Below are 19,482 nucleotides of genomic sequence, written 5' to 3' on the forward strand. Positions count from 1 at the left end.
CCGTTCAGCCTTGCTTCGGCGGCTGGGCGTCGAACTGCTCGCCGTTATGACCCTTGCTGTCCGGGCCCATCAGCCACAGGTAGCAGGGCATGATCTCATCGGGAGTCCGCAGGGCCAGGTGATCCTCGCCGGGATAGGCGGCCTTTCTCATGGCGGTTCGCGTCGCACCGGGGTTCAGGCTGTTGATGCGCAGGGTGCCCATATGCTCGACCTCGTCGGCCAGCACCTGGACGAAGCCTTCGGTGGCGAACTTGGATACCGAATAGGCGCCCCAGTAGGCTCGTCCACGACGGCCTACGCTTGACGAGGTGAACACCACCGAGGCGTCCGCCGAATCCTTCAGCAACGGCAGCAGTGCCTGGGTCATCCAGATCGGTCCATTGATGTTGACCTGCATGACCTGTTCCCAGAGCTCGGGATTGTACTGCTCGAAGGGCGTGATACGGCCCAGCATGCCAGCGTTGTGCAGGATGCCGTCCAGACGGCCGAACTCCTTGTCCAGGGTCTCGGCCATCTCATGATAGTCCTTGAGGGTGGCCCCCTCGATGTTCAGCGGAAAGATCGCCGGCTGGGGCCCACCGGCGGCCTCGATCTCGTCGTAGACCTTCTCCAGCTTGGCGATGGTTCGCCCGAGCAGGATCACGGTGGCGCCATGAGCGGCAAAGGCCAGGGCCGCGGCCCGACCGATGCCGTCACCGGCACCGGTCACCAGGATGATCCGACCGTCGAGCAGGTCGGCCGCGGGCTGGTAGTCGATCTTGCAGGTCATCTCGGTTCCTCGATCCGTCAGTTACCCGCCTGGCGCAGGAAGTCATCGGCCAGTCCGGCGGCGCTGCTGTCGGGATGCTCCTCGCGCACCCGCTCGAGCAGTGCCCGGCTCTCTTCCGGCCGCCCGCGGCGAGCCTCGAGCAGGCCGAGCTTGTAGAGGGCGTCCGGCACCTTGCTGCTCTCGGGGAAGTCATCGAGTACCCGCTGGAAGGCGGCCTCGGCCTCCTCCAGGTTCGACTCTGCCGAATGCAGCTCGCCGAGCCAGTAGAAGGCGTTGGCGGTCAGCCGACTGTCGGGGTGCTGGGTGACGAAGGCCTCGAAGGCAGCGATGGCCTGGCCGAACTCGCGGGCCTGGACATGGGCGAAGGCGGCCTGGTAGGCCTGCTGGGTAAGGGCATCGTCGCCACTCGGTGAAGGCGCCTCCGCCACCTCGCGGGCGCTCTCCTCATCCACGGGTGGTGCAGCCTGATCAACACCGCTACCCGCCGCCATCAGGCGATCCTCGATGTCCAGGTACTGCTGGCGGGTCTGGCGGCGCAGTTGCTCCAGCTGATGGCGGAGTTCCTCCACCTGCCCACGCAGTTGGCGGATCTCCTCCTGATGCTCCTGGACCTGATTGAAGATCACCAGGCTGCCGCCGGCCTCCTCGCGGGTCGCCGTCTGGCTATAGAAGCCGCTTCCCCCACTGCTCTGGGTCAGGTCCTCGATCACCGGCTGCTGCGCCACAACCGGCGCCGCTACGGTCAGCGGGAGCACCATAGCTCCCGCACCGCACAGTCGCTTCAGACCGTGTCTCATTGCTTTCTCCCTGGTCCTGTCGGTCCGGCTCAGTAGGCGAAGACCACCCGACGGTTCTGGGCGTAGGCCTGCTCATTCTGGCCACGCGCCGCGGGGCGCTCCTCGCCGTAGCTGAGTACCTCGACCTGGGAGGGAGAGACGCCCTGCACGTTGAGATACCGCTTCACGGCGCCGGCACGACGCTCGCCCAAGGCCAGGTTGTACTCGCGGGTGCCCCGTTCATCGGTATGGCCCTGCAGCATCACGGTGGCATTGGGGTTGGCACGAAGGAAGCGGGCATGGGCGGTCAGCACCGGTTCGAACTCGTTGCGGATGGTATCGCTGTCGTACTCGAAGTAGATGGTGCGATTCTCCGGGATGCGACCGTCGGCATCGGCCATCTGGCCGGCACGGCCGCCACTGACACCGCGACCGTCAACGGTGCCGGTCGAGACGCCGCCGCGATCGCTGCCCGACATGCCGCCATCCATGGCACCATCCATGGCTGCGTCCTGGCTGCCTCCCTTGCTGGAACAACCGGCCACGAAGGCCAGGGAAAGGGCGATGGCCAGAGTTCTGGCATAGGGCTTGAGCTGCATCGTGAAACTCCTTGTTGGGGACATCAGTTCAGAAATGGTGACCACGCGGGTTCGCGGACATCACCCCGTGCCGCCGGCAGCCGGAAGGAGGCACGACCATCGGCGGATACCCCGCCGAGCACGCCGTTACCTCCCTGCTGGGTGGCGAAGATTACCATGGTGCCATTGGGCGCAACACTGGGGGATTCATCCTGTCGCGTGTCGGTCAGCGCCACCAGCCGCCCATTTTCCAGGCCCTGACGTGCCACCTGATAGCCGTTGTTGCCACGGTGGATCAGGAAGAGCGACTCGCCATCCGGCGCGAAGCGTGCCCGGGCATTGTAGTTGCCGGTGAAGGTAATGCGTTGTTCCTCACCGCTGTCGAGGTCGAGGCGGTAGATCTGGGGCCCACCGCTGCGATCCGAGGTGAACACCAGGCTGCGACCATCCGGCGACCAGGCGGGTTCGGTCTCGATGCTGGAGCTGTTGGTGATCCGTTGGATATTGCGTGAACCGATGTCCATCACGTAGATGTCGGGCTGGCCATCCTTGGAGAGCGACATCGCCAGGCGCCGGCCGTCCGGCGACCAGGCCGGGGCGCTGTTCAGTCCCTCGAAGGAAGTGGCGCGCACTCGCTTGCCAGTCGCAATGTCCTGGAAGTAGATGGCCGGGCGACCGGTCTCGAAGGAGACATAAGCCAGCTTGCCGCCATCCGGCGACCAGGTCGGCGACATGATCGGCTCGTCGGAAGAGAGGATCTGCTGGCTGTTGCGCCCATCGGCATCGGCCACGTGGAGCGCATACTGGATGCTGTCGCCCACGCCGATGGAGGTCACGTAGGCAATGCGAGTGGCGAAGGCGCCGCGGATATCGGTGATCTCCTCGAAGATCTGATCACTGATGTAGTGCGCGGCATCGCGAAGCTCCTGCCGGTCGGCGGTCACGGTCTCGCCAAGCAGGCGACTCTGGCCACTGACGTCCATCAGCTCGTAGCGGATCCGGTAATTCTCGCCTTCGCGGCTGACTCGCCCCACCACCAGGTAGCGAACATCAAGAGCGCGCCAGTCGCCGTAACGAACCTCCTCACTCGAGGAGGGACGATCGAACATGGCGCGACGTTCCAGCGGCTCGAAATAACCGCTGCGTTCCAGGTCATCGGATACGATCTGCGCGATGTCCTGGGGCAGGTCGTCAGCGTCGGCAAGGGGCACGATCGCGATGGGGGTGGCCCTGTCGCTGCCGCGTGTGATCTCGATGGTCAGGTCGGCGGCCTGCGCCAGGCTGGTTAACAGCATCAGCATGGCGGCCAGCCAGGTGGTCTTCAGGACATTCATCAGCGGATTTCCCCGGGTCTGAATCGCAGATTGAATTGACGGTAGTCGCGTTGTACCTCGTCCGGCAACTGGCGAAGCTCGGCGAAGGGTGCGGCGGCCTCCACGGCCTGGACCGCGGAACGGTCGAAGGCACTGTTACCACTGCTCTGACCAACGGAAGCCGAGAATAGCTCCCCGGATGGCCCCAATCGCACCCTGACCTCGGCGGAGGTACCCGACGGGACATTGGCCGGTATCACCCAGGCCTGCTCCACCGCACGACGCACCAGGTTGATGAAGCTGTTGGCGGCCTCGGAAGCCTGACGGGCATTGGCCACGTTGTCGCTCTCCCCTTCGATGGCGCGATCCAGCCCCTGGCTTGTCGCCTCGGCGGCGCGGCGAGCGGCCTCCGCCTGGCGCTTCCGTTCAGCCTCCGCTTCCGCCTGGCGCTTCCGTTCGGCCTCCGCTTCCGCCTGGCGCTTCCGTTCGGCCTCCGCTTCCGCCTGGCGCTTTCGCTCGGCCTCCGCTTCCGCCTGGCGCTTCCGTTCGGCTTCCGCTTCCGCCTGGCGCTTCCGTTCAGCCTCCGCCTCCGCCTGGCGCTCGGCTTCTTCCCGTTGCCGGCGCTCGGCCTGGGCCTCGCGTTCACGGGCCTGCTGCTCGGCCTCTTCGGCGCGACGAGCGGCCTGCTCCTCGGCTTTCCGGCGGGCCTCCTCACGGTCGTCGGCCTCGGCCTGTCGCTGACGCTCGGCTTCCTCGGTGGCCTGTGCGTCAGCCTGGCGAGTCGCGTCTTCCTGGGCGTGTGCCGCGGCCTCCTCCTCGGCCTGCCGGGCCGCCGCCCGAGACCGCGCCTCCTCGGCGCGCTGGGCCTGGTCGGTGGTGGTCTCGGTGCTCACCAGGGTCGCCTGGACGATGTTCGTGCTCGGAGGCGCGACCTCAGGCTCCGGAAAGCGCAGCACGCTGGCCACCAGGATCGCCAGGTGCAGCGCGATGGCGAGCAACAGCGGCAGGCCATAGCCCACGCGTCGGTCATGTCTGGCCATGGACGCTCCTCAACGGTCCCCGGGAGGTGGTTCCGAGATCAGCCCGACATTGTTCACTCCTGCCGTCTGAAGCGTGCTCATCAGGGTAACGACCTGGCCATAGGGAACGTTGCGATCACCGCGCACCATCACCTGGGTGCCCGGCTGGCGCTCCAGCAGGATGATCACCCGCTCGCTGACCTCGTCCAGGCTGACCGGCGACTCGTCCCCACCCAGGGAGATGAAGTACTGGCCGTCCCGGTCGACCGAGACGACAATGGGATCGCGGTCCTCGGTGTCATCGATGGGTTCGGAGGTGACCTGGGGCAGGTCGACCTGCACGCCCTGGGTGAGCATGGGGGCGGTGATCATGAAGATCACCAGCAGCACCAGCATGACGTCGATGAAGGGCACGACGTTGATCTCACCCATGGGCGGGCGTCGACCCGAGCGTTTGAAGGGTCCCAGCATCAAGGCATCTCCCTCAGTCGGCGCCGGTATCGGTCCGGCCCTGCAGATTGCGGTGCAGGATGGAGTGGAACTCCTCGGCGAAGTCCTCGTACTTGCCCAGCAGTCGTCCGGATTCGGCGGACAGCCGGTTGTAGAAGATCACCGCAGGAATGGCCGCGAACAGGCCCATGGCGGTGGCGATCAGCGCCTCGGCGATCCAGGGCGCCACGGTGGCCAGGGTGGCCTGCTGCGCCATGGAGAGCGACTGGAATGAACCCATGATGCCCCAGACGGTGCCGAACAGGCCGATGTAGGGGCTGGACGAGGCGACCGTGGCCAGGAACACCAGGTGCAGGCTGAGCCGATCCTCCTCGCGTGACCAGGCCACGCGCATGCTGCGCTGGACGCCCTCGAGGATCGCCTGGGGGCTGCGGGTCTTGGCCAGCAGGCGGTTGAATTCTCGAAAGCCGGCACGGAAGACATGCTCGGACCCCTGGGCATCCTGCTCGGCCGGTGTCTCACGATAGAGCTCGTGGAGATCGACACCGGACCAGAAACGCTCCTCGAAATGACGGTGCGCCTTGCGGGCCCGGCGCATCACGAAGGTGCGCTGGAAGATCACCACCCAGGACAGCAGGGAGCCGATCATCAGGATCAGCATCACGATCTGCACGACGCCGCTGGCGTTCATGATCAGGTGGGGTATGGACAGGGAGTCGTTCACGGGCATCCTCGTCGGTCTTGGTCAGTCGTGACAGGTAGGGAAAGTGTGCTATTGGGGCGCCCGCTCGTGGGGCGCCAGGTCGAAGTGTTCCCAGGCCTGGCGGGTTACCACCCGGCCCCGGGCGGTGCGCATCATCAGACCCTGCTGGATCAGGTAGGGTTCGATCACGTCCTCGATGGTATCGCGCTCCTCGCCGATGGCGGCCGCCAGGGAGTCGATGCCCACCGGACCGCCGTCGAACTTCTCGATCATCGCCAGCAGCAGACGACGATCCATGTGGTCGAGGCCATGGTGATCGACGTGCAGCATGTTCAGGGCCAGGTCGGCGATCTCGGCATTGACCCGGCCCTCGGCGCGAACCTGAGCGAAGTCGCGCACGCGGCGCAGCAGCCGGTTGGCGATACGCGGGGTGCCCCGGGAACGGCGGGCTACCTCACGGGCTCCCTCTCGGTCGCTCTCGACACCCAGTAGCCGGGCCGAGCGGGTGACGATCTCGGTCAGCTCGTCGACGCTGTAGAACTCCAGACGCTGCACGATGCCGAAGCGGTCGCGAAGCGGCGAGGTCAGAAGCCCCGCCCGGGTGGTCGCCCCCACCAAGGTAAAGGGGGGCAGATCGAGCTTGATCGAGCGTGCCGCGGGCCCCTCGCCGATGACGATGTCGAGTTGGAAGTCCTCCATGGCGGGATAGAGGATCTCCTCGACCACCGGCGACAGCCGGTGGATCTCGTCGATGAAGAGCACATCGCCTGGCTGCAGGTTGGTGAGCATGGCGGCGAGGTCGCCGGCCCTCTCCAGCACCGGACCGGAGGTAGACTTGAGCCCCACCTCCATCTCCGCGGCGATGATGTTCGCCAGGGTGGTCTTGCCGAGACCCGGAGGCCCGAAGACCAGGGTATGGTCCAGGCTCTCCTCACGCCCGCGGGCCGCACTGATGAAGATGTCGAGCTGCTCGCGTACCCGGGGCTGGCCGATGTAGTCCGTCAACCGCTTGGGGCGAATGGCATGGTCGATGCTGCCTTCTCCCTCGCGGGGGTCGGCGGCGATCAGGCGATCAGTCTCGAGCATGGTGACCACCCGGTGTCAGATTGAAGGATTGCTGCGGCATCGGCTCACTCCGCCAGGCGACGGCTGAGTGCCGCCTTGATCATGGCCTCTGTGGATTCGGCGTCCTCGAGGCCGGCCAGCATGCGCGCCGCCTCGGCGGGCTTGTAACCCAGGCTGACCAGGGCAGCCTCCGCGTCGACGACGGGGTCCTTAGCGCCGGACGGCACGCCCGTCGCCGTTCCCCCCGCGCCCACGGACAGCGCACCGCGGTGTTCCCAGTGGGGGAATCGATCGCGCATCTCGATGATCAGTCGCTCGGCGGTCTTCTTGCCCACGCCCGGCAGTCGGGTCAGCGCCTTGGCATCGTCGTCCATCACGCAGCGCACGAAGGCGTCTTCGTCCATGCCGGAGAGGATGCCCAGGGCCAGCCTGGGGCCGATGCCGTTGACCTTGATCAGGGCCCGGAAGAGCGCACGCTCCTGCTCGCGGGCGAAGCCGTAGAGCAGGTGGGCATCGTCACGGATGGTCAGGTGGGTATGCAGCGACACCGGCTCGCCGGTACCGGGCATGGCCACCAGCGTGGTCATGGAGGCTTCCAGTTCATAGCCGACGCCGGCCACGTCCACCACCAGCCAGGGTGGCTGTTTCTCGATCAGGGTGCCTCGCAGGCGTCCTATCATGGAAATTCGCTGTCCCTTGGGTTGGTATCCTTCGCGGCAACAGGGGCCGTCATCGAGCCACTATACTGTTCGCCCGGGCGGCTTGCCAGCCCGCATGAACAGCGTTCGACAATGAGTCTCCGTCGCGGCATGGCGACGGACTCAGGGGCGGAAATCACGCCAACCGCCTCCCTTGCGGCGGCTCGCGTGGCCGCCATAGCTGCCATGTTTGAGCAACCCCATCCGCGCGTGGGCATGGGTGAGAGCGATGGCCAGGGCATCGGCGGCATCGGCCTGGGGCGTTGCCGAGAGCCCCAGGATGGCCGTCACCATGTGCTGCACCTGGGCCTTGTTGGCGTTCCCGCCTCCTGTCACCGCCTGCTTGATCTGCCGCGGGCCGTACTCACTGACTGGCAGGCCGTGGTTGGCGGCACAGACGATCGCCGAGCCGCGGGCCTGGCCGAGCTTGAGGGCGGAGTCGGCGTTCTTCGACATGAACACCTGCTCGATGGCGAACTCCGCGGGGGCATGTACGGCGATCAGTTCGCTGACGCCGGCATAGACCTGAGCCAGGCGCTGGGCCAGGTCATCGGCCTGGATCCGGATGCAGCCGCTGGACACGTATCTCGGCGTAGTGGTACTCACATCCAGCACCCCATAGCCGGTAATCCGCGAACCGGGATCGATGCCGAGGATCAGCATCTGCAAGGCTCAGTCGAGCTGGTCGAGAACATCGTCGTCGAACTCCGCGTTGGTATAGACGTTCTGGACATCATCCAGGTCCTCGAGCATGTCGATCAACCTGACCACCTTGTGGGCAAGCTCCACGTCGGCGACGGAGGTGTAGCTGTCAGGATACAGGCCGACATCGCTTGCCACCGGCTCGATACCCGCCGCCACCAGGGCATCCTTCACCCGGCCGAAGGACGCCGGCGTGGTGACCACCTCGAGGCCGCCCCCCTCGAGGGCCTGGATGTCATCGGGCTCGGCCGCCAGCGTCGCCTCCATGGCGGCCTCCTCGGTCACGTCATCGGGGAGTTGCAGCCGTCCCTGGTGGTGGAACATGAAGGCCACCGAACCGCTGGTCCCCAGGTTTCCGCCCTGCTTGTTGAAGGCATGTCTCACCTCTGAGACGGTGCGGTTTCGATTGTCGGTCATGCACTCCACGAGCATGGCCACGCCTTCCGGCCCGTAGCCCTCGTAGACGATCTCCTCCATCTCGTCGGCCTCGGCATTGCCGGCACCGCGATCGACCGCCCGCTGGATGGTGTCCTTGGTCATGTTGCTGCCCAGAGCCTTGTCGATGGCGGCGCGCAGGCGCGGATTGTCGGCGGGATCGCCACCGCCCTGGCGGGCCGCCACCGTGAGCTCACGGATCAGCTTGCTGAATATCTTGCCACGTCTGGCATCCTGGGCCGCCTTGCGATGCTTGATGTTGGCCCATTTGCTGTGTCCTGCCATGACAATCTCCTCTGCTTCGCGAGGCTTCCTGGTGACAGTTCTTCGAGGAGGCGCTGTAAACCCCTCCCTGGGCGCTACCGACGCCCGGCGGCGTTCTTGCATCCTGCGCCACTTGCAGGGCCGGTGCTGACCATCCATGGTCAGCCCGTTCGGAGCAATGCTCCTCACCCCTGCCGTAGGACCTTCTCTTCGCCCTGTCCTCGGCGCCTCTTCTCGCTAGGAGTCAAGCCGCCACCGACGCCCTGGGGCGCCGGTGAGATGGTTCTGGTTCGGGATGCGATGCCTATTCGCCGGCGGTATCCGCCTTGGCCTTCTGGCGCAGGCGGATGTTGAGTTCCTTGAGCTGATCGGCACTCACCTCGCCCGGCGCCTCGGTCAACAGGCAGGAGGCGCTCTGGGTCTTCGGGAAGGCGATCACCTCGCGGATGGTCCGGGCGCCGCTCATCAGCATCACCAGGCGATCGAGGCCGAACGCCAGACCACCATGGGGCGGCGCGCCATACTGCAGGGCGTCCAGCAGGAAGCCGAACTTCTCGCGGGCCTCCGTCTGGTCGATGCCCAGCACCTCGAGCACGGTCTGCTGCATCGCCTGATCGTGGATACGGATCGAGCCACCGCCGAGCTCGGTACCGTTGAGCACCATGTCATAGGCCCGCGAGAGGGCCGAGCCCGGATTGGCCTTGAGGGTCTCGACATCACAGGACGGTGCGGTGAAGGGGTGGTGCAGCGCCTGCAGGCGGGCGTTGCCATCCTCCTCGAACATCGGGAAGTCGACCACCCACAGCGGTGACCACTCGGCGGTATACAGGTCCAGGTCCTCACCGAGACGCACGCGCAGCGCGCCCAGGGCCTCGTTGACGATCTGCGCCTTGTCCGCGCCGAAGAAGATGATGTCGCCATCCTCGGCGCCGACGCGGTCGAGAAGCTGCTCGATCACGCCTTCCATGAACTTGACGATGGGTGACTGCAGGCCCTCGAGGCCCTTCGCCCGCTCGTTGACCTTGATCCATGCCAGGCCGCGAGCACCGTAGATGCCGACGAACCTGGTGTACTCGTCGATCTCCTTGCGCGACAGGGTAGCCCCACCCTTCACCATCAGCGCGGCCACGCGCCCATCCTCGGCATTGGCAGGCCCGGAGAAGACCTTGAAATCGACGTCCTTCATCAGGTCATCGACGTCGGTTAGCTCGAGTGGGATGCGCAGGTCCGGCTTGTCGGAACCGAAGCGGTTCATGGCCTCGGCATAGGGCATGCGCGGGAAATCGGGAAGCTCGACGTCCAGAACCTCCTGGAAGAGCTGGCGGATCATCGACTCGGTGATCCCCATGATGTCCTCTTCCTCGACGAAGGAGGCCTCGATGTCGATCTGGGTGAACTCCGGCTGCCGGTCGGCACGCAGGTCCTCGTCGCGGAAGCACTTGGCGATCTGGTAGTAGCGGTCGAACCCGGACACCATCAGCAGCTGCTTGAACAGCTGCGGCGACTGCGGCAGGGCGAAGAAGCTGCCTGGATGGGTGCGACTCGGCACCAGGTAGTCGCGGGCCCCTTCGGGCGTGGCACGGGTCAGGATCGGGGTCTCGATGTCCAGGAAGCCCTGTCCTTCGAGGAAGGCGCGCACGTTGTGGGAGATGCGCGAGCGAAGGCGCAGCTTGTCGATCATCTCCGGGCGACGCAGGTCGATGTAGCGATGCTTGAGGCGCACTTCCTCACCTACCTTGCCATGCTCGTCGAGCTGGAACGGGGGCGTGGCGGCGGTATTGAGGACCTCGACTTCCTTGGCCAGCACCTCGATCATTCCGGTGGGCATGTTGGGGTTCTGGGTGCCTTCCGGGCGCAGTCGGATCCGGCCCTGGATGCGCAGCACGAATTCGCTGCGGGCACGGTCGGCATTGGCGAAGGCCTCGGCGGTATCGGGGTCTACCACGACCTGGGCGATGCCATCGCGATCGCGCATGTCGAGGAAGATGACGCCCCCGTGGTCACGGCGGCGATGTACCCAGCCGCACAGGCTGACCGTCTGGTCCACCAGGGTCTCGTTGAGCTGGCCGCAATAATGGCTGCGCATGTCGTATCCTGTTCCGTTGCGTGAAGAGATGAATAAGGCAGCGTGAGCGGCTCAGGCGACCGCTCCGTCCTTGCCGGGGGACGCGGCGGCCTTGCTGCCTTCGCTGCTGCCGGTCTTGCTGGCGTCGGTCTTGCTGGCGTCGCTGCCGCCGGCCAGGTTCTTCTTGCTGCCGGTCTTGAAATCGGTTTCGTACCAGCCGCCCCCGGCCAGGCGGAAGCCAGCCGCGGATACCAGACGATGGAGCTCGGCCGCCTCGCAGGCCGGGCAGTCGGTCAGTGGCTCGGCACTGATCTTCTGAAGCTTCTCCAGGCGGTGCCCGCAGGCCTTGCACTCGTATTCGTAGATGGGCATGGTTTGAACACTCCCGATGGTCTGACACTACCCATGAGTCAAGCGCGGGCCAGGGTATACGCCGAGTCGCGCTTCCGTTGTGCGATATAGGGCCGGCCCGCGGATAATCCAAGCCTGCCTCGAAAGCCGGCTATTATAGCCTGTCGCGCCGTGCCAGGCCCAGCCCTGCCACGTCCTGTATCCGACGCGCCTGCTTCGACAAGGAAATACCAATGAAAGCCGTCATTCTCGACGCTGCCAGCCTGGGACCAGGCATCGACTTGACCCCGATCCGCCAGCATCTCGACGCTCTCGACGTGCATGACCAGAGCACCCGCGATCAAGCCATCGAGCGGCTCGCCGGCGCCGAGGTCGCCATCGTCAACAAGGTGGTGCTCGACGCCGACACCCTGGACGCGCTGCCCGAGCTCAAGCTGATCTGCGTGCTGGCCACCGGCACCAATAACATCGACATGGCCGCCGCCGAGCGCCTGGGCATCGACGTGCGCAACGTCAATGCCTATGGCACGGCGAGCGTGGCCCAGCACACCCTGATGCTGATGCTCGCCCTGGCCACCCGACTGCCCCGCTATCAGCGTGACGTGGCCGATGGACGCTGGGACGAGGGCCCCTTCTTCTGCCTGATGGACCACACCACCCTGCAACTGGAGGGCAAGCGCCTGGTGATCGTCGGTCAGGGTGAATTGGGCTCGAAGGTCGCCCGCCTCGCCCAGGCCTTCGGCATGCACGTGGACTTCGCGGCCCGCCCCGGCAACGAGGCGCACGACAGCCGGCCGGGCCTGCGCGAACTCGCCCCGGAGGCGGACGTGATCAGCCTGCACTGCCCGCTCACCGAGGCGACTCGCCACCTGGTCGACGCCAGCCTGCTGGGCTCCCTCAAGCCCGGCACCCTGCTGGTCAACTGTGCCCGGGGCGGGATCATCGACGAACAGGCGGCCCTTGAGGCCCTGCGCAAGGGGCACCTCGGGGGGCTCGGGGTCGACGTGCTGCCGGTGGAACCGCCCCGTGATGGCCACCCGCTCCTCGATGCCCTGGACGAGCCGCTCAACCTGATCGTCACGCCTCACAACGCCTGGATCACGCCCGAGGCACGCCAGCGCATCGTGACCCTGACCGCCGAGAACCTGAGCCACTGGCAGGCCGGCTGAGACGAGGGGGGACGACATGCTGCACAATTTCGGGTCCATCAACCTCGATCACTTCTATCGCGTGTCTCACCTGGTTCGCCCCGGCGAGACCCTGGCAAGCCGTGACTATCGCGTAGGGCTCGGAGGCAAGGGCGCGAATCAGTCGCTTGCCATGGCTCGTGCCGGGGGGCGGGTCAGCCACTGGGGCCGCCTCCACCGCCAGGACGCCTGGGCCAGGGAACTGCTCGGCCAGGCCGGGGTGGACGTGGCCGGCATCTCGCTGGTGGAGATGCCCAGTGGCCATGCCATCATCCAGGTGGATGATCAGGGGGAGAACGCCATCCTCCTCTTTCCCGGGGCGAACCATGGCTTCGACGAGGCTGATCTGGAGACCCGCCTCTCGTCGACGCGTCCCGGCGACTGGTTGCTGGCCCAGAACGAGACCAACGCCCTGCCCCAGGTGCTGGAGCAGGCCGCGGAGCGAGGCCTCCACGTCGCCTTCAATCCGGCGCCCATGGGTGCCGAGGTCATGAGCCTTCCCCTCGAACGCTGCGCGCTGCTCTTCGTCAACCGCGGCGAGGCCGCCTGGCTCGCCGGTGTCGACGAGGCCGCCACCCCCGAGGCGCTGCTCGAGGGCCTGGGCCGACGACTTCCGCAGACCGACACCGTGCTGACCCTGGGCGGCGACGGCGCCTGGTTCCAGGGCGGTGGTGAACGCCGCTTCCAGCCGGCCCTCGCGGTGACCCCACGAGACACCACCGCCGCCGGTGACACCTTCATCGGCTACTACCTGACCGCCCTGCAGGAAGGACAGCCCGTCGCAGACTGCCTGACGCTCGCCGCCACGGCCGCCGCTCTGGGCGTCCAGGTCGACGGCGCAGCCGAGAGCATTCCCCACCGCGACGAGGTCGAGCGCGCCATGCGCGACGCCCCCATCGCCCGCTGAACCGTTAGAGGAATCCGACCGTGTCGCATCCGATCATCTTCGATACCGACCCGGGCGTCGACGACGCCCAGGCCATCGCCATCGCCCTGCGCCATCCCGAGATCGAGCTGCTGGGCCTGACCACCACCTATGGCAACGTCGACGTGGAGACGGCCACCCACAACGCCCTGCTGCTGTCCGAACTGGCCGGGCGGGATATCCCGGTCGCTCAGGGTGCCGCGGGACCGATGGTCAAGGATCGCCATCCGCCGCCCGCCCATATCCATGGCGCCAATGGCCTGGGTGACATCACGCTGCCGCCCGTGAAGGGGAAGGCTGAGGCGGTGAGCGCACCGCAGTTCATCGTCGACACCGTGAATGCTCGGCCCGGCGAGGTCACCCTTGTCGCCGTCGGCCCGGTAGGCAACCTGGCCGCGGCCCTTCAACTCGATCCGACCATCATCGACCGGGTGAAGCACGTGGTGATCATGGGGGGGTCGATCCGCGAGGGTGGCAACGTCAGCCCGGTGGCGGAGGCCAACATGTTCAACGACCCGGACGCCGCATCCCGGGTGCTGACCGCCGGCTGGCCGCTGACACTCGTGGGCCTGGACGTCACCCACCGTTGCGTGCTCACCGATGCGCACATGACCCGCATCGAGGCCGGCCAGGGCGAGCTTGGCAAGGTGCTGGCGGGGAGCTTCGCCTTCTATCGGGACTTCTACCGCGAGTTCCTCGGCATCGACGGCTGTTGCCCCCATGACAGCTGTGCCCTGGCCTGGCTGCTGCGCCCGGAGCTCTTCACCACGGCCCGCGGCCACCTGACCGTGGCGACCGCCGGCGATGCCCGGGGCCAGACCATCTTCGCCCCCGAGGGACGCGACTTCATCGAGTCACGCTGGTCGCGGACTCCGCTCGTGGAAGTCTGCCTGTCCGTCGACGGGGCGGCCGTCAGCGACTGGATCGCCGATACTCTGTCCTGATAGCCCTGTCCTGACAGCCCTGTCCTGAGCGACCGTTCGTGCTAGCCGGTACGGAAGTCGTCCGGGGCATGGGTCTCGATCACCTCGAATTCCACGTGGGTGACCCGGGCATGGTCCGGGCCCTTCCAGAGCCACTCGGCGAGCCGCTTGACAGCCTCGCGCTCGCCGCACATCAGCACCTCCACCCGGCCGTCCGTGAGGTTGATCGCATGGCCGGTGATCCCAGCCTTGAGGGCCTGCTCCTGGGCCGCCCGGCGGTACCAGACCCCCTGCACCTTGCCGGTCACCAGCGCCTTCGCGCAGCACATGTCCATGGCCATCTCCTGGTCGCAACGATCGATATCGATACCCTTTCTACCAGCATGGCCGCCTTCGCGACCAGTCTCGCGCCACGCACTGGCCAACACCCTCACCAGGGAGTGTCACCGCGTCCATCGTCGACCACCACCGGCGGATCGTCACCGAGCGCGACGAGGCTGGCGGAATCGTTGTGCTCATGGGGGATGGCGGCGCTCAGTTCACCTTCGGTTCATGGCTCTCGAGCAGCTCGTGGCGCACTAGAACGGCGGAGTTGCGCGGCACCACGCTCCGCCCTCGGGCCAGCAGGTGGCACTTGGTAAAGGCGACCCCGAACAGCAGGATCAGCGAGCTGTAGTAGACCCACAGCAGGATCATCACCACCGCCCCGGCCGCGCCATAGGTGGAGGCCGTGGCCGTGTAGGCCAGGTAGAAGGCGATGACCCAGCGGCCGATGGCGAACAGCACGGCGGTGACCACGGCGCCGACCAATACGTCCTTCCAGCGCAGCACGACGTCCGGCAACACCTTGAAGATGGTGGCGAAGAGCGCGACGATCACCGCCAGCGACACCAGGAACTCGGCGGCGGTGGTCAGCAGACCAACGAAGGGCAGTAGGTCATCTCCCGCCTTCAGCAAGGCGCGTACCGCCACCCCTAACACCAGCGACACCAGCATAATGAAGCCGATGGCCAGCACTACGGTGAGTGACAGCAGACGATTCTTGACGAACTTGAGCGCACTGTTGCTGCTCGGCCGTGCCGTGACACCCCAGAGGGTGTTCAGCGAGAACTGCATCTGGGCAAACACGGTGGTCGCACCGACCAGCAGCGCCCCTATCCCGAGTAACGTCGGCAGCACGCCCGACTCCTCGATGCGCGACTGGGCGACCGCCTGTTCAATGGCGGCGGCGGCGTCATGGCCCATGGTGCCCTGGAGCTGGGCGACGATCTGACCCTGGGCGGCCTCTTCACCGAGCACCACGCCGATCACCGTGACCGCGATGATCATCGTGGGGGCCAGCGAGAAGAGGGTATAGAAGGCCAGCGAACCGGCGTAACTGAAGGCATTGCGCTCCAGCCAAAGCTTCACGGCGCCATGCACCACCTCCCACCAGAACAGCACCGCTTGCTGGATCGTCGTCACGTTTGGCTTGATCACCCTGTTCCCCGAGTCCCTGTCGTTTTCTTCAGCATACCCGAATGGACGTCATCTCGCCGATGGCGGCCGCGATTGCAGCGGCTGCCCGGCCTGACCATAATGGCCCCGGCCCACCCCATCGCCCGTCAGGAGCCTTCATGACTGCAAGACCGGACGACGACAGCCCTGTCGACTTCGATTGTCTGGTGTTCATCGGCCGCTTCCAGCCGCCCCACCTGGGACACCTGGCGGTGATCCGCGAGGCCCTGCTGCAAGCTCGCCAGGTCATCGTGCTGGTAGGTTCCGCCTGGCAGGCGCGGTCGCTGCGAAACCCCTGGCGTTACGAAGAGCGCCTGCGCATGCTGCGCAGTGCCTTCGAGCAGGAGGACAACGCCCGGTTGAAGGTCGTGCCGCTGCTCGACGCCCTCTACAACAACGATGTCTGGGTCCGCGACGTGCAGCGCAAGGTTCGTGACATCGCCAGCCCTGAGCATGCGCGACTGCCGCGCATCGGCCTGATCGGGGCCAGTCGCGGCCAGTCCAGCTATTACCTCTCGCTGTTTCCCCAGTGGGAGTCGGTAAGTGTGTCGCTGGTGGAAGGCATCTCGGCCAACCGGATTCGTGAGCGACTGTTCCGCTCGGCAGCTTCGGCGGAAGACTACTTGAGCACCCATGCGACCCATGACCTGCCCCCCGGGGTAGTGACGCGGATCCGGACCTTCCTGGAGGAGATGCCTTATGGCCAGCTGGTCGAGGAGCAGCACCTGCTCGATCAGTACCGCCAGGCCTGGGCGCAGGCTCCCTATCCGCCCATCTTCGTCACCGTCAACGCCGTGGTGGTGCAATCCGGCCATGTGCTGCTGGTGAGGCGGACCGCTGCGCCGGGCAAGGGACTCTATGCGCTGCCCGGGGGGTTCGTCAGTCCCCATGAACGCCTGATGGATGCCTGTCTGAGGGAGCTGCGGGAACGGGTTCGTCTCAAGGTGCCGGAAGCGGTACTCAAGGGCTCGCTACGAGGTCAGCGCCTCTTCGACGAACCTCACCGCAGTTGGCGGGGACGAACGCTGGCCGAGGCCTTCTACTTCGCCCTGCGACCCGAGCAGCAGCTCCCCCAGCTCAAGCCGGTCAAGGGCGGCGATCACGCCCGCTGGGTCCCCCTGGCCGAGCTGGATCCCGAGAGCCTGTTCGAGGACCACTTCTTCATCATCCAGGACTTCCTTGGGCTTCCGGCGGACTTCGGCGGCCGCTAGCGGGCTCGCCCCGTTGGGCCTGGAGACCGGGGGTACCGTCAGGCCTGTAGAAAGTCCCTCGGCAACTTCATCATCTGCCGCCAGAGCTTCTCGACGCCGGGCTTGTGCACCAGCGAGCAGCGGTAGAGGCGGATCTCCAGCGGCACGTCCCACTTCTCGGCGCCGGCGCGGATCAGGCGACCATCCTTGAGTTCCTGGCGAATGCAGAAATCCGGGATCCAGGCCATGCCCATGCCCTGCATCACCATGCCCTTCAGGCCCTCGGCCATGGCCGTCTCGTAGACGGTGCGCAGGCGCATGCGCACCGGGTCGTTCTTGAGCAGCATCCGCACGCTGCGGCCCAGGAAGGCACCCTGGGTATAGGCGAGATAGGGTATCGATTCCTGACCTTCCAGGGTCACGCGCGGCCTGCCCTGCTCGTCGGGCAGGCAGACGGGCAGCATGTTCACCTGGCCGATCGAGAAGGAGGGAAAGACCTCGGCATCGAGCTGCATGCTGGCATAGGGATCGTAGTAGGCCAGCATCAGGTCGCATTTGCCCTCGCGCAGCACATGGATCGCTTCCCCTACGTTCATGGCCACCAGCCGAGTAGGCAGTTCCCCCAGGCCCTGCTGGAGTCGGGAGATCCATGGCGGATAGAAACTCAGTGCCAGGGAATGGGCGGCAACGATATCCAGCGCCTCGTTGGCCATGGCCAGGCCACGCAGGTGGCCGAGGCTCTCGTTGAGCTGCTCGACGATGTTGCGGGCGGTGACCAGGAACAGCTGTCCTTCCGGGGTCAGGTCCACCGGCGTAGTGGAGCGATCGACCAGGGTCACGCCGACGGCCTGCTCCAGGGAGCGAATGCGCCGGCTGAAGGCCGGCTGGGTGACATGTCGTTGACGGGCCGAGGCCGAAAAGCTGCGCGTGCTTGCCAGGGCAACGAAGTCTTCCAGCCACTTGGTCTCGAGGTTCACAGCAATTCCCCTGGATGTCTAATGCATGCCCCCCCAGCGGGGAGCCCTCGAAGCCCGCTAATGTACCCCAGCGTCGGGCGGGACCCAAGCCGCATCACTGGATCGGCGAGAGCAGATAGGCCGCGCGGGAGAGCAGCTTGCGCCACAGAGGACGTCGGGTGATTTCCTCCAGCGTCACCCGCCGGCAGTCGGTGAAATCGTGCTCGAGCATCCTGCGCACCTCGCCGGCAAACTGCCTGTCGGGCACCACGGCGGTGATTTCGAAGTTGAGGCGGAAGGAGCGGTTGTCGAGGTTCACCGTGCCGACGCTGGCGGCGACATCGTCGATCAGCATCACCTTCTGATGCAGGAAACCCGGCTGGTAGCGATAGACTCGGACACCGGCGCGCAGCATGTCGGGCAGGAAGGAGAAGGCAGAGAGAAATATCAGCAGGTGATCGGGGCGTTCCGGCATCATGATCCTCACATCCACCCCGCGCATCGCGGCCAGGCGCAGCGCATCCTGAACCCCCTGGTCGGGCACGAAGTAGGGGCTGGTCACCCAGAGTCGCTCATGGGCGCTGTGGATGGAATGCTGCACCAGCAGGCTCGCCGTCTCCTGGGGATCGGCCGGTCCCGAGGGCACGATCACCACCTTCTGGCTGCCGGTAGGGCACGGCACGGGCGTCCAGGTCAGCGAGATCATCTCGCCGGTGGCCCAGTGCCAGTCCTCCCAGAAGGCCTCCTGAAGTCCCAGCACGCTGGGGCCGGTGAGCTTGAGGTGGGTGTCGCGCCAGTGGCCGAAACGGGGGTTCTGTCCCAGGTACTCGGTGCCCACATTGAAGCCACCTACCCAGCCCAAACGCCCGTCCACCACCAGCACCTTTCGGTGATTGCGAAAATTGAGCTGGAAGCGATGCTTCAGTCCCCGCGAAGAGCGGAAGGCGCTCACCTCCACGCCGGCCTCGCGCAGGTCGCGCAGGTAGCGATCGGGTAGGCCGTGAGAGCCGATCTCGTCGTACAGGAAACAGACCCGCACCCCCTTCTCCGAAGCTCGCTGCAAGCGGTGCTTGAGTTCTAGGCCCAGGGCGTCATCACGCACGATGAAGAACTGGATGAGGATGTACTCAGTGGCGGCGTCGATGCCTGCGAAGAGACTCTCGAAGGTCGCCTTGCCATCGATCAGTAGCTCCGCCCGGTTGCCGCCAGTGAGTGGCATGAGGGCAAGCTGCTCCACGGCACGGATGTCGGCATCATTGCTGGCCGACAGATAGGGAGCGAAACGATCACGATAACGGTGCAACTGGCGACGCAACACGCTGTCACGCTCGCCACGGGCCGACACATACCCATAGAAACGGGGTCGACCGAATATCCAGTAGGCCGGCACCGCCAGGTAGGGCATGGTCAGGAGCGAGATGATCCAGGCGATGGCACCCTGGGAGGTGCGGCTGGACATCAGGGCCAGCACGGCCGAGAGGATACCCAGCAGGTGGGTCAGGAAGATCGCCAGGCCGATCAGCCAGGAGGTCATGGTCGGATTCCCGTTCCGTGGGACGACGGCGTGGCCGTCCATGAAAGCAATGCCCTAACGCATATCCTCAGCATACCCCCAG

21 protein-coding genes are annotated in these 19,482 nt (G+C 66.0%); 4 read left to right on the forward strand and 17 right to left on the reverse strand.

Features of this window, described 5'->3' with window-relative positions; genetic code table 11:
* Positions 1 to 4: 4 nt before the first annotated feature.
* The 13 genes from ABE960_RS08185 to ABE960_RS08245 form a co-directional block, all read right to left on the reverse strand.
* Positions 5 to 769, reverse strand: a complete 765-nt coding sequence (locus ABE960_RS08185) for a YciK family oxidoreductase (protein ID WP_349761754.1) — start codon at positions 767 to 769, stop codon at positions 5 to 7.
* A 17-nt stretch (positions 770 to 786) separates the two neighbouring features.
* Entirely contained in the window at positions 787 to 1,566 is a 780-nt protein-coding gene (gene ybgF, locus ABE960_RS08190; RefSeq protein ID WP_349761755.1) for a tol-pal system protein YbgF, read from the reverse strand.
* A 29-nt stretch (positions 1,567 to 1,595) separates the two neighbouring features.
* On the reverse strand, positions 1,596 to 2,144 hold the full coding sequence (pal, locus tag ABE960_RS08195; protein ID WP_349761756.1) for a peptidoglycan-associated lipoprotein Pal: 549 nt from the start codon (positions 2,142 to 2,144) through the stop codon (positions 1,596 to 1,598).
* A 23-nt stretch (positions 2,145 to 2,167) separates the two neighbouring features.
* Positions 2,168 to 3,457: a Tol-Pal system beta propeller repeat protein TolB gene (tolB, locus tag ABE960_RS08200; RefSeq protein WP_349761757.1), complete on the reverse strand. Its 1,290-nt coding sequence runs from the start codon at positions 3,455 to 3,457 to the stop codon at positions 2,168 to 2,170.
* Complete coding sequence (tolA, locus tag ABE960_RS08205) at positions 3,457 to 4,476, reverse strand: cell envelope integrity protein TolA (RefSeq protein ID WP_349761758.1); 1,020 nt, start codon at positions 4,474 to 4,476, stop codon at positions 3,457 to 3,459. The genes tolB and tolA overlap by 1 nt, the downstream gene beginning before the upstream one ends.
* A gap of 9 nt (positions 4,477 to 4,485) precedes the next feature.
* Positions 4,486 to 4,926 carry a protein TolR gene (gene tolR / locus ABE960_RS08210; protein WP_349761759.1) on the reverse strand — a complete coding sequence of 147 codons (441 nt, stop codon included), beginning with the start codon at positions 4,924 to 4,926 and terminating at the stop codon, positions 4,486 to 4,488.
* 13 nt (positions 4,927 to 4,939) lie between these two features.
* Positions 4,940 to 5,629: a protein TolQ gene (gene tolQ / locus ABE960_RS08215; protein ID WP_349761760.1), complete on the reverse strand. Its 690-nt coding sequence runs from the start codon at positions 5,627 to 5,629 to the stop codon at positions 4,940 to 4,942.
* 48 nt (positions 5,630 to 5,677) lie between these two features.
* Positions 5,678 to 6,694 carry a Holliday junction branch migration DNA helicase RuvB gene (gene ruvB / locus ABE960_RS08220; protein ID WP_349761761.1) on the reverse strand — a complete coding sequence of 339 codons (1,017 nt, stop codon included), beginning with the start codon at positions 6,692 to 6,694 and terminating at the stop codon, positions 5,678 to 5,680.
* 44 nt (positions 6,695 to 6,738) lie between these two features.
* Positions 6,739 to 7,353 carry a Holliday junction branch migration protein RuvA gene (ruvA, locus tag ABE960_RS08225; protein WP_349761762.1) on the reverse strand — a complete coding sequence of 205 codons (615 nt, stop codon included), beginning with the start codon at positions 7,351 to 7,353 and terminating at the stop codon, positions 6,739 to 6,741.
* A 141-nt stretch (positions 7,354 to 7,494) separates the two neighbouring features.
* Entirely contained in the window at positions 7,495 to 8,034 is a 540-nt protein-coding gene (gene ruvC, locus ABE960_RS08230) for a crossover junction endodeoxyribonuclease RuvC (protein WP_349761929.1), read from the reverse strand.
* 9 nt (positions 8,035 to 8,043) lie between these two features.
* A complete protein-coding gene (locus ABE960_RS08235) occupies positions 8,044 to 8,793 on the reverse strand; it encodes a YebC/PmpR family DNA-binding transcriptional regulator (RefSeq protein ID WP_349761763.1) in 750 nt (249 codons plus the stop codon).
* Between the two features lie 283 nt (positions 8,794 to 9,076).
* The gene (aspS, locus tag ABE960_RS08240; protein WP_349761764.1) at positions 9,077 to 10,858 is read right to left on the reverse strand and encodes an aspartate--tRNA ligase; all 1,782 of its coding nucleotides are present in this window, start codon (positions 10,856 to 10,858) and stop codon (positions 9,077 to 9,079) included.
* Positions 10,859 to 10,909: 51 nt separating this feature from the next.
* Positions 10,910 to 11,209 carry an FmdB family zinc ribbon protein gene (locus tag ABE960_RS08245; RefSeq protein WP_349761765.1) on the reverse strand — a complete coding sequence of 100 codons (300 nt, stop codon included), beginning with the start codon at positions 11,207 to 11,209 and terminating at the stop codon, positions 10,910 to 10,912.
* A 212-nt stretch (positions 11,210 to 11,421) separates the two neighbouring features.
* On the opposite strand from ABE960_RS08245, the gene ABE960_RS08250 reads away from it, so the two are divergent.
* Genes ABE960_RS08250 through ABE960_RS08260 form a run of 3 tightly spaced genes read left to right on the forward strand, consistent with a single transcriptional unit; the run spans position 11,422 to position 14,244 of the window.
* Positions 11,422 to 12,357, forward strand: a complete 936-nt coding sequence (locus ABE960_RS08250) for a D-2-hydroxyacid dehydrogenase (RefSeq protein WP_349761766.1) — start codon at positions 11,422 to 11,424, stop codon at positions 12,355 to 12,357.
* Positions 12,358 to 12,373: 16 nt separating this feature from the next.
* Complete coding sequence (locus tag ABE960_RS08255; protein ID WP_349761767.1) at positions 12,374 to 13,282, forward strand: ribokinase; 909 nt, start codon at positions 12,374 to 12,376, stop codon at positions 13,280 to 13,282.
* A 20-nt stretch (positions 13,283 to 13,302) separates the two neighbouring features.
* Positions 13,303 to 14,244, forward strand: coding sequence for a nucleoside hydrolase (locus ABE960_RS08260; protein WP_349761768.1), 942 nt, complete (start codon positions 13,303 to 13,305; stop codon positions 14,242 to 14,244).
* A gap of 41 nt (positions 14,245 to 14,285) precedes the next feature.
* On the opposite strand, the gene ABE960_RS08265 is transcribed toward ABE960_RS08260, so the two are convergent.
* On the reverse strand, positions 14,286 to 14,558 hold the full coding sequence (locus tag ABE960_RS08265) for an acylphosphatase (protein ID WP_349761769.1): 273 nt from the start codon (positions 14,556 to 14,558) through the stop codon (positions 14,286 to 14,288).
* 199 nt (positions 14,559 to 14,757) lie between these two features.
* Positions 14,758 to 15,702, reverse strand: a complete 945-nt coding sequence (locus ABE960_RS08270) for a YihY/virulence factor BrkB family protein (protein WP_349761770.1) — start codon at positions 15,700 to 15,702, stop codon at positions 14,758 to 14,760.
* 137 nt (positions 15,703 to 15,839) lie between these two features.
* On the opposite strand from ABE960_RS08270, the gene ABE960_RS08275 reads away from it, so the two are divergent.
* The gene (locus tag ABE960_RS08275; RefSeq protein ID WP_349761771.1) at positions 15,840 to 16,931 is read left to right on the forward strand and encodes a bifunctional nicotinamide-nucleotide adenylyltransferase/Nudix hydroxylase; all 1,092 of its coding nucleotides are present in this window, start codon (positions 15,840 to 15,842) and stop codon (positions 16,929 to 16,931) included.
* A gap of 38 nt (positions 16,932 to 16,969) precedes the next feature.
* On the opposite strand, the gene ABE960_RS08280 is transcribed toward ABE960_RS08275, so the two are convergent.
* Together ABE960_RS08280 and cls are read right to left on the reverse strand one after the other, a co-directional pair.
* Positions 16,970 to 17,887: a LysR substrate-binding domain-containing protein gene (locus ABE960_RS08280; protein ID WP_349761772.1), complete on the reverse strand. Its 918-nt coding sequence runs from the start codon at positions 17,885 to 17,887 to the stop codon at positions 16,970 to 16,972.
* Between the two features lie 94 nt (positions 17,888 to 17,981).
* Complete coding sequence (gene cls / locus ABE960_RS08285; protein WP_349761773.1) at positions 17,982 to 19,400, reverse strand: cardiolipin synthase; 1,419 nt, start codon at positions 19,398 to 19,400, stop codon at positions 17,982 to 17,984.
* Positions 19,401 to 19,482: the final 82 nt, after the last annotated feature.

Origin of the sequence: Halomonas aquatica (assembly GCF_040196335.1) — a bacterium.
Classification (GTDB): domain Bacteria; phylum Pseudomonadota; class Gammaproteobacteria; order Pseudomonadales; family Halomonadaceae; genus Halomonas; species Halomonas aquatica.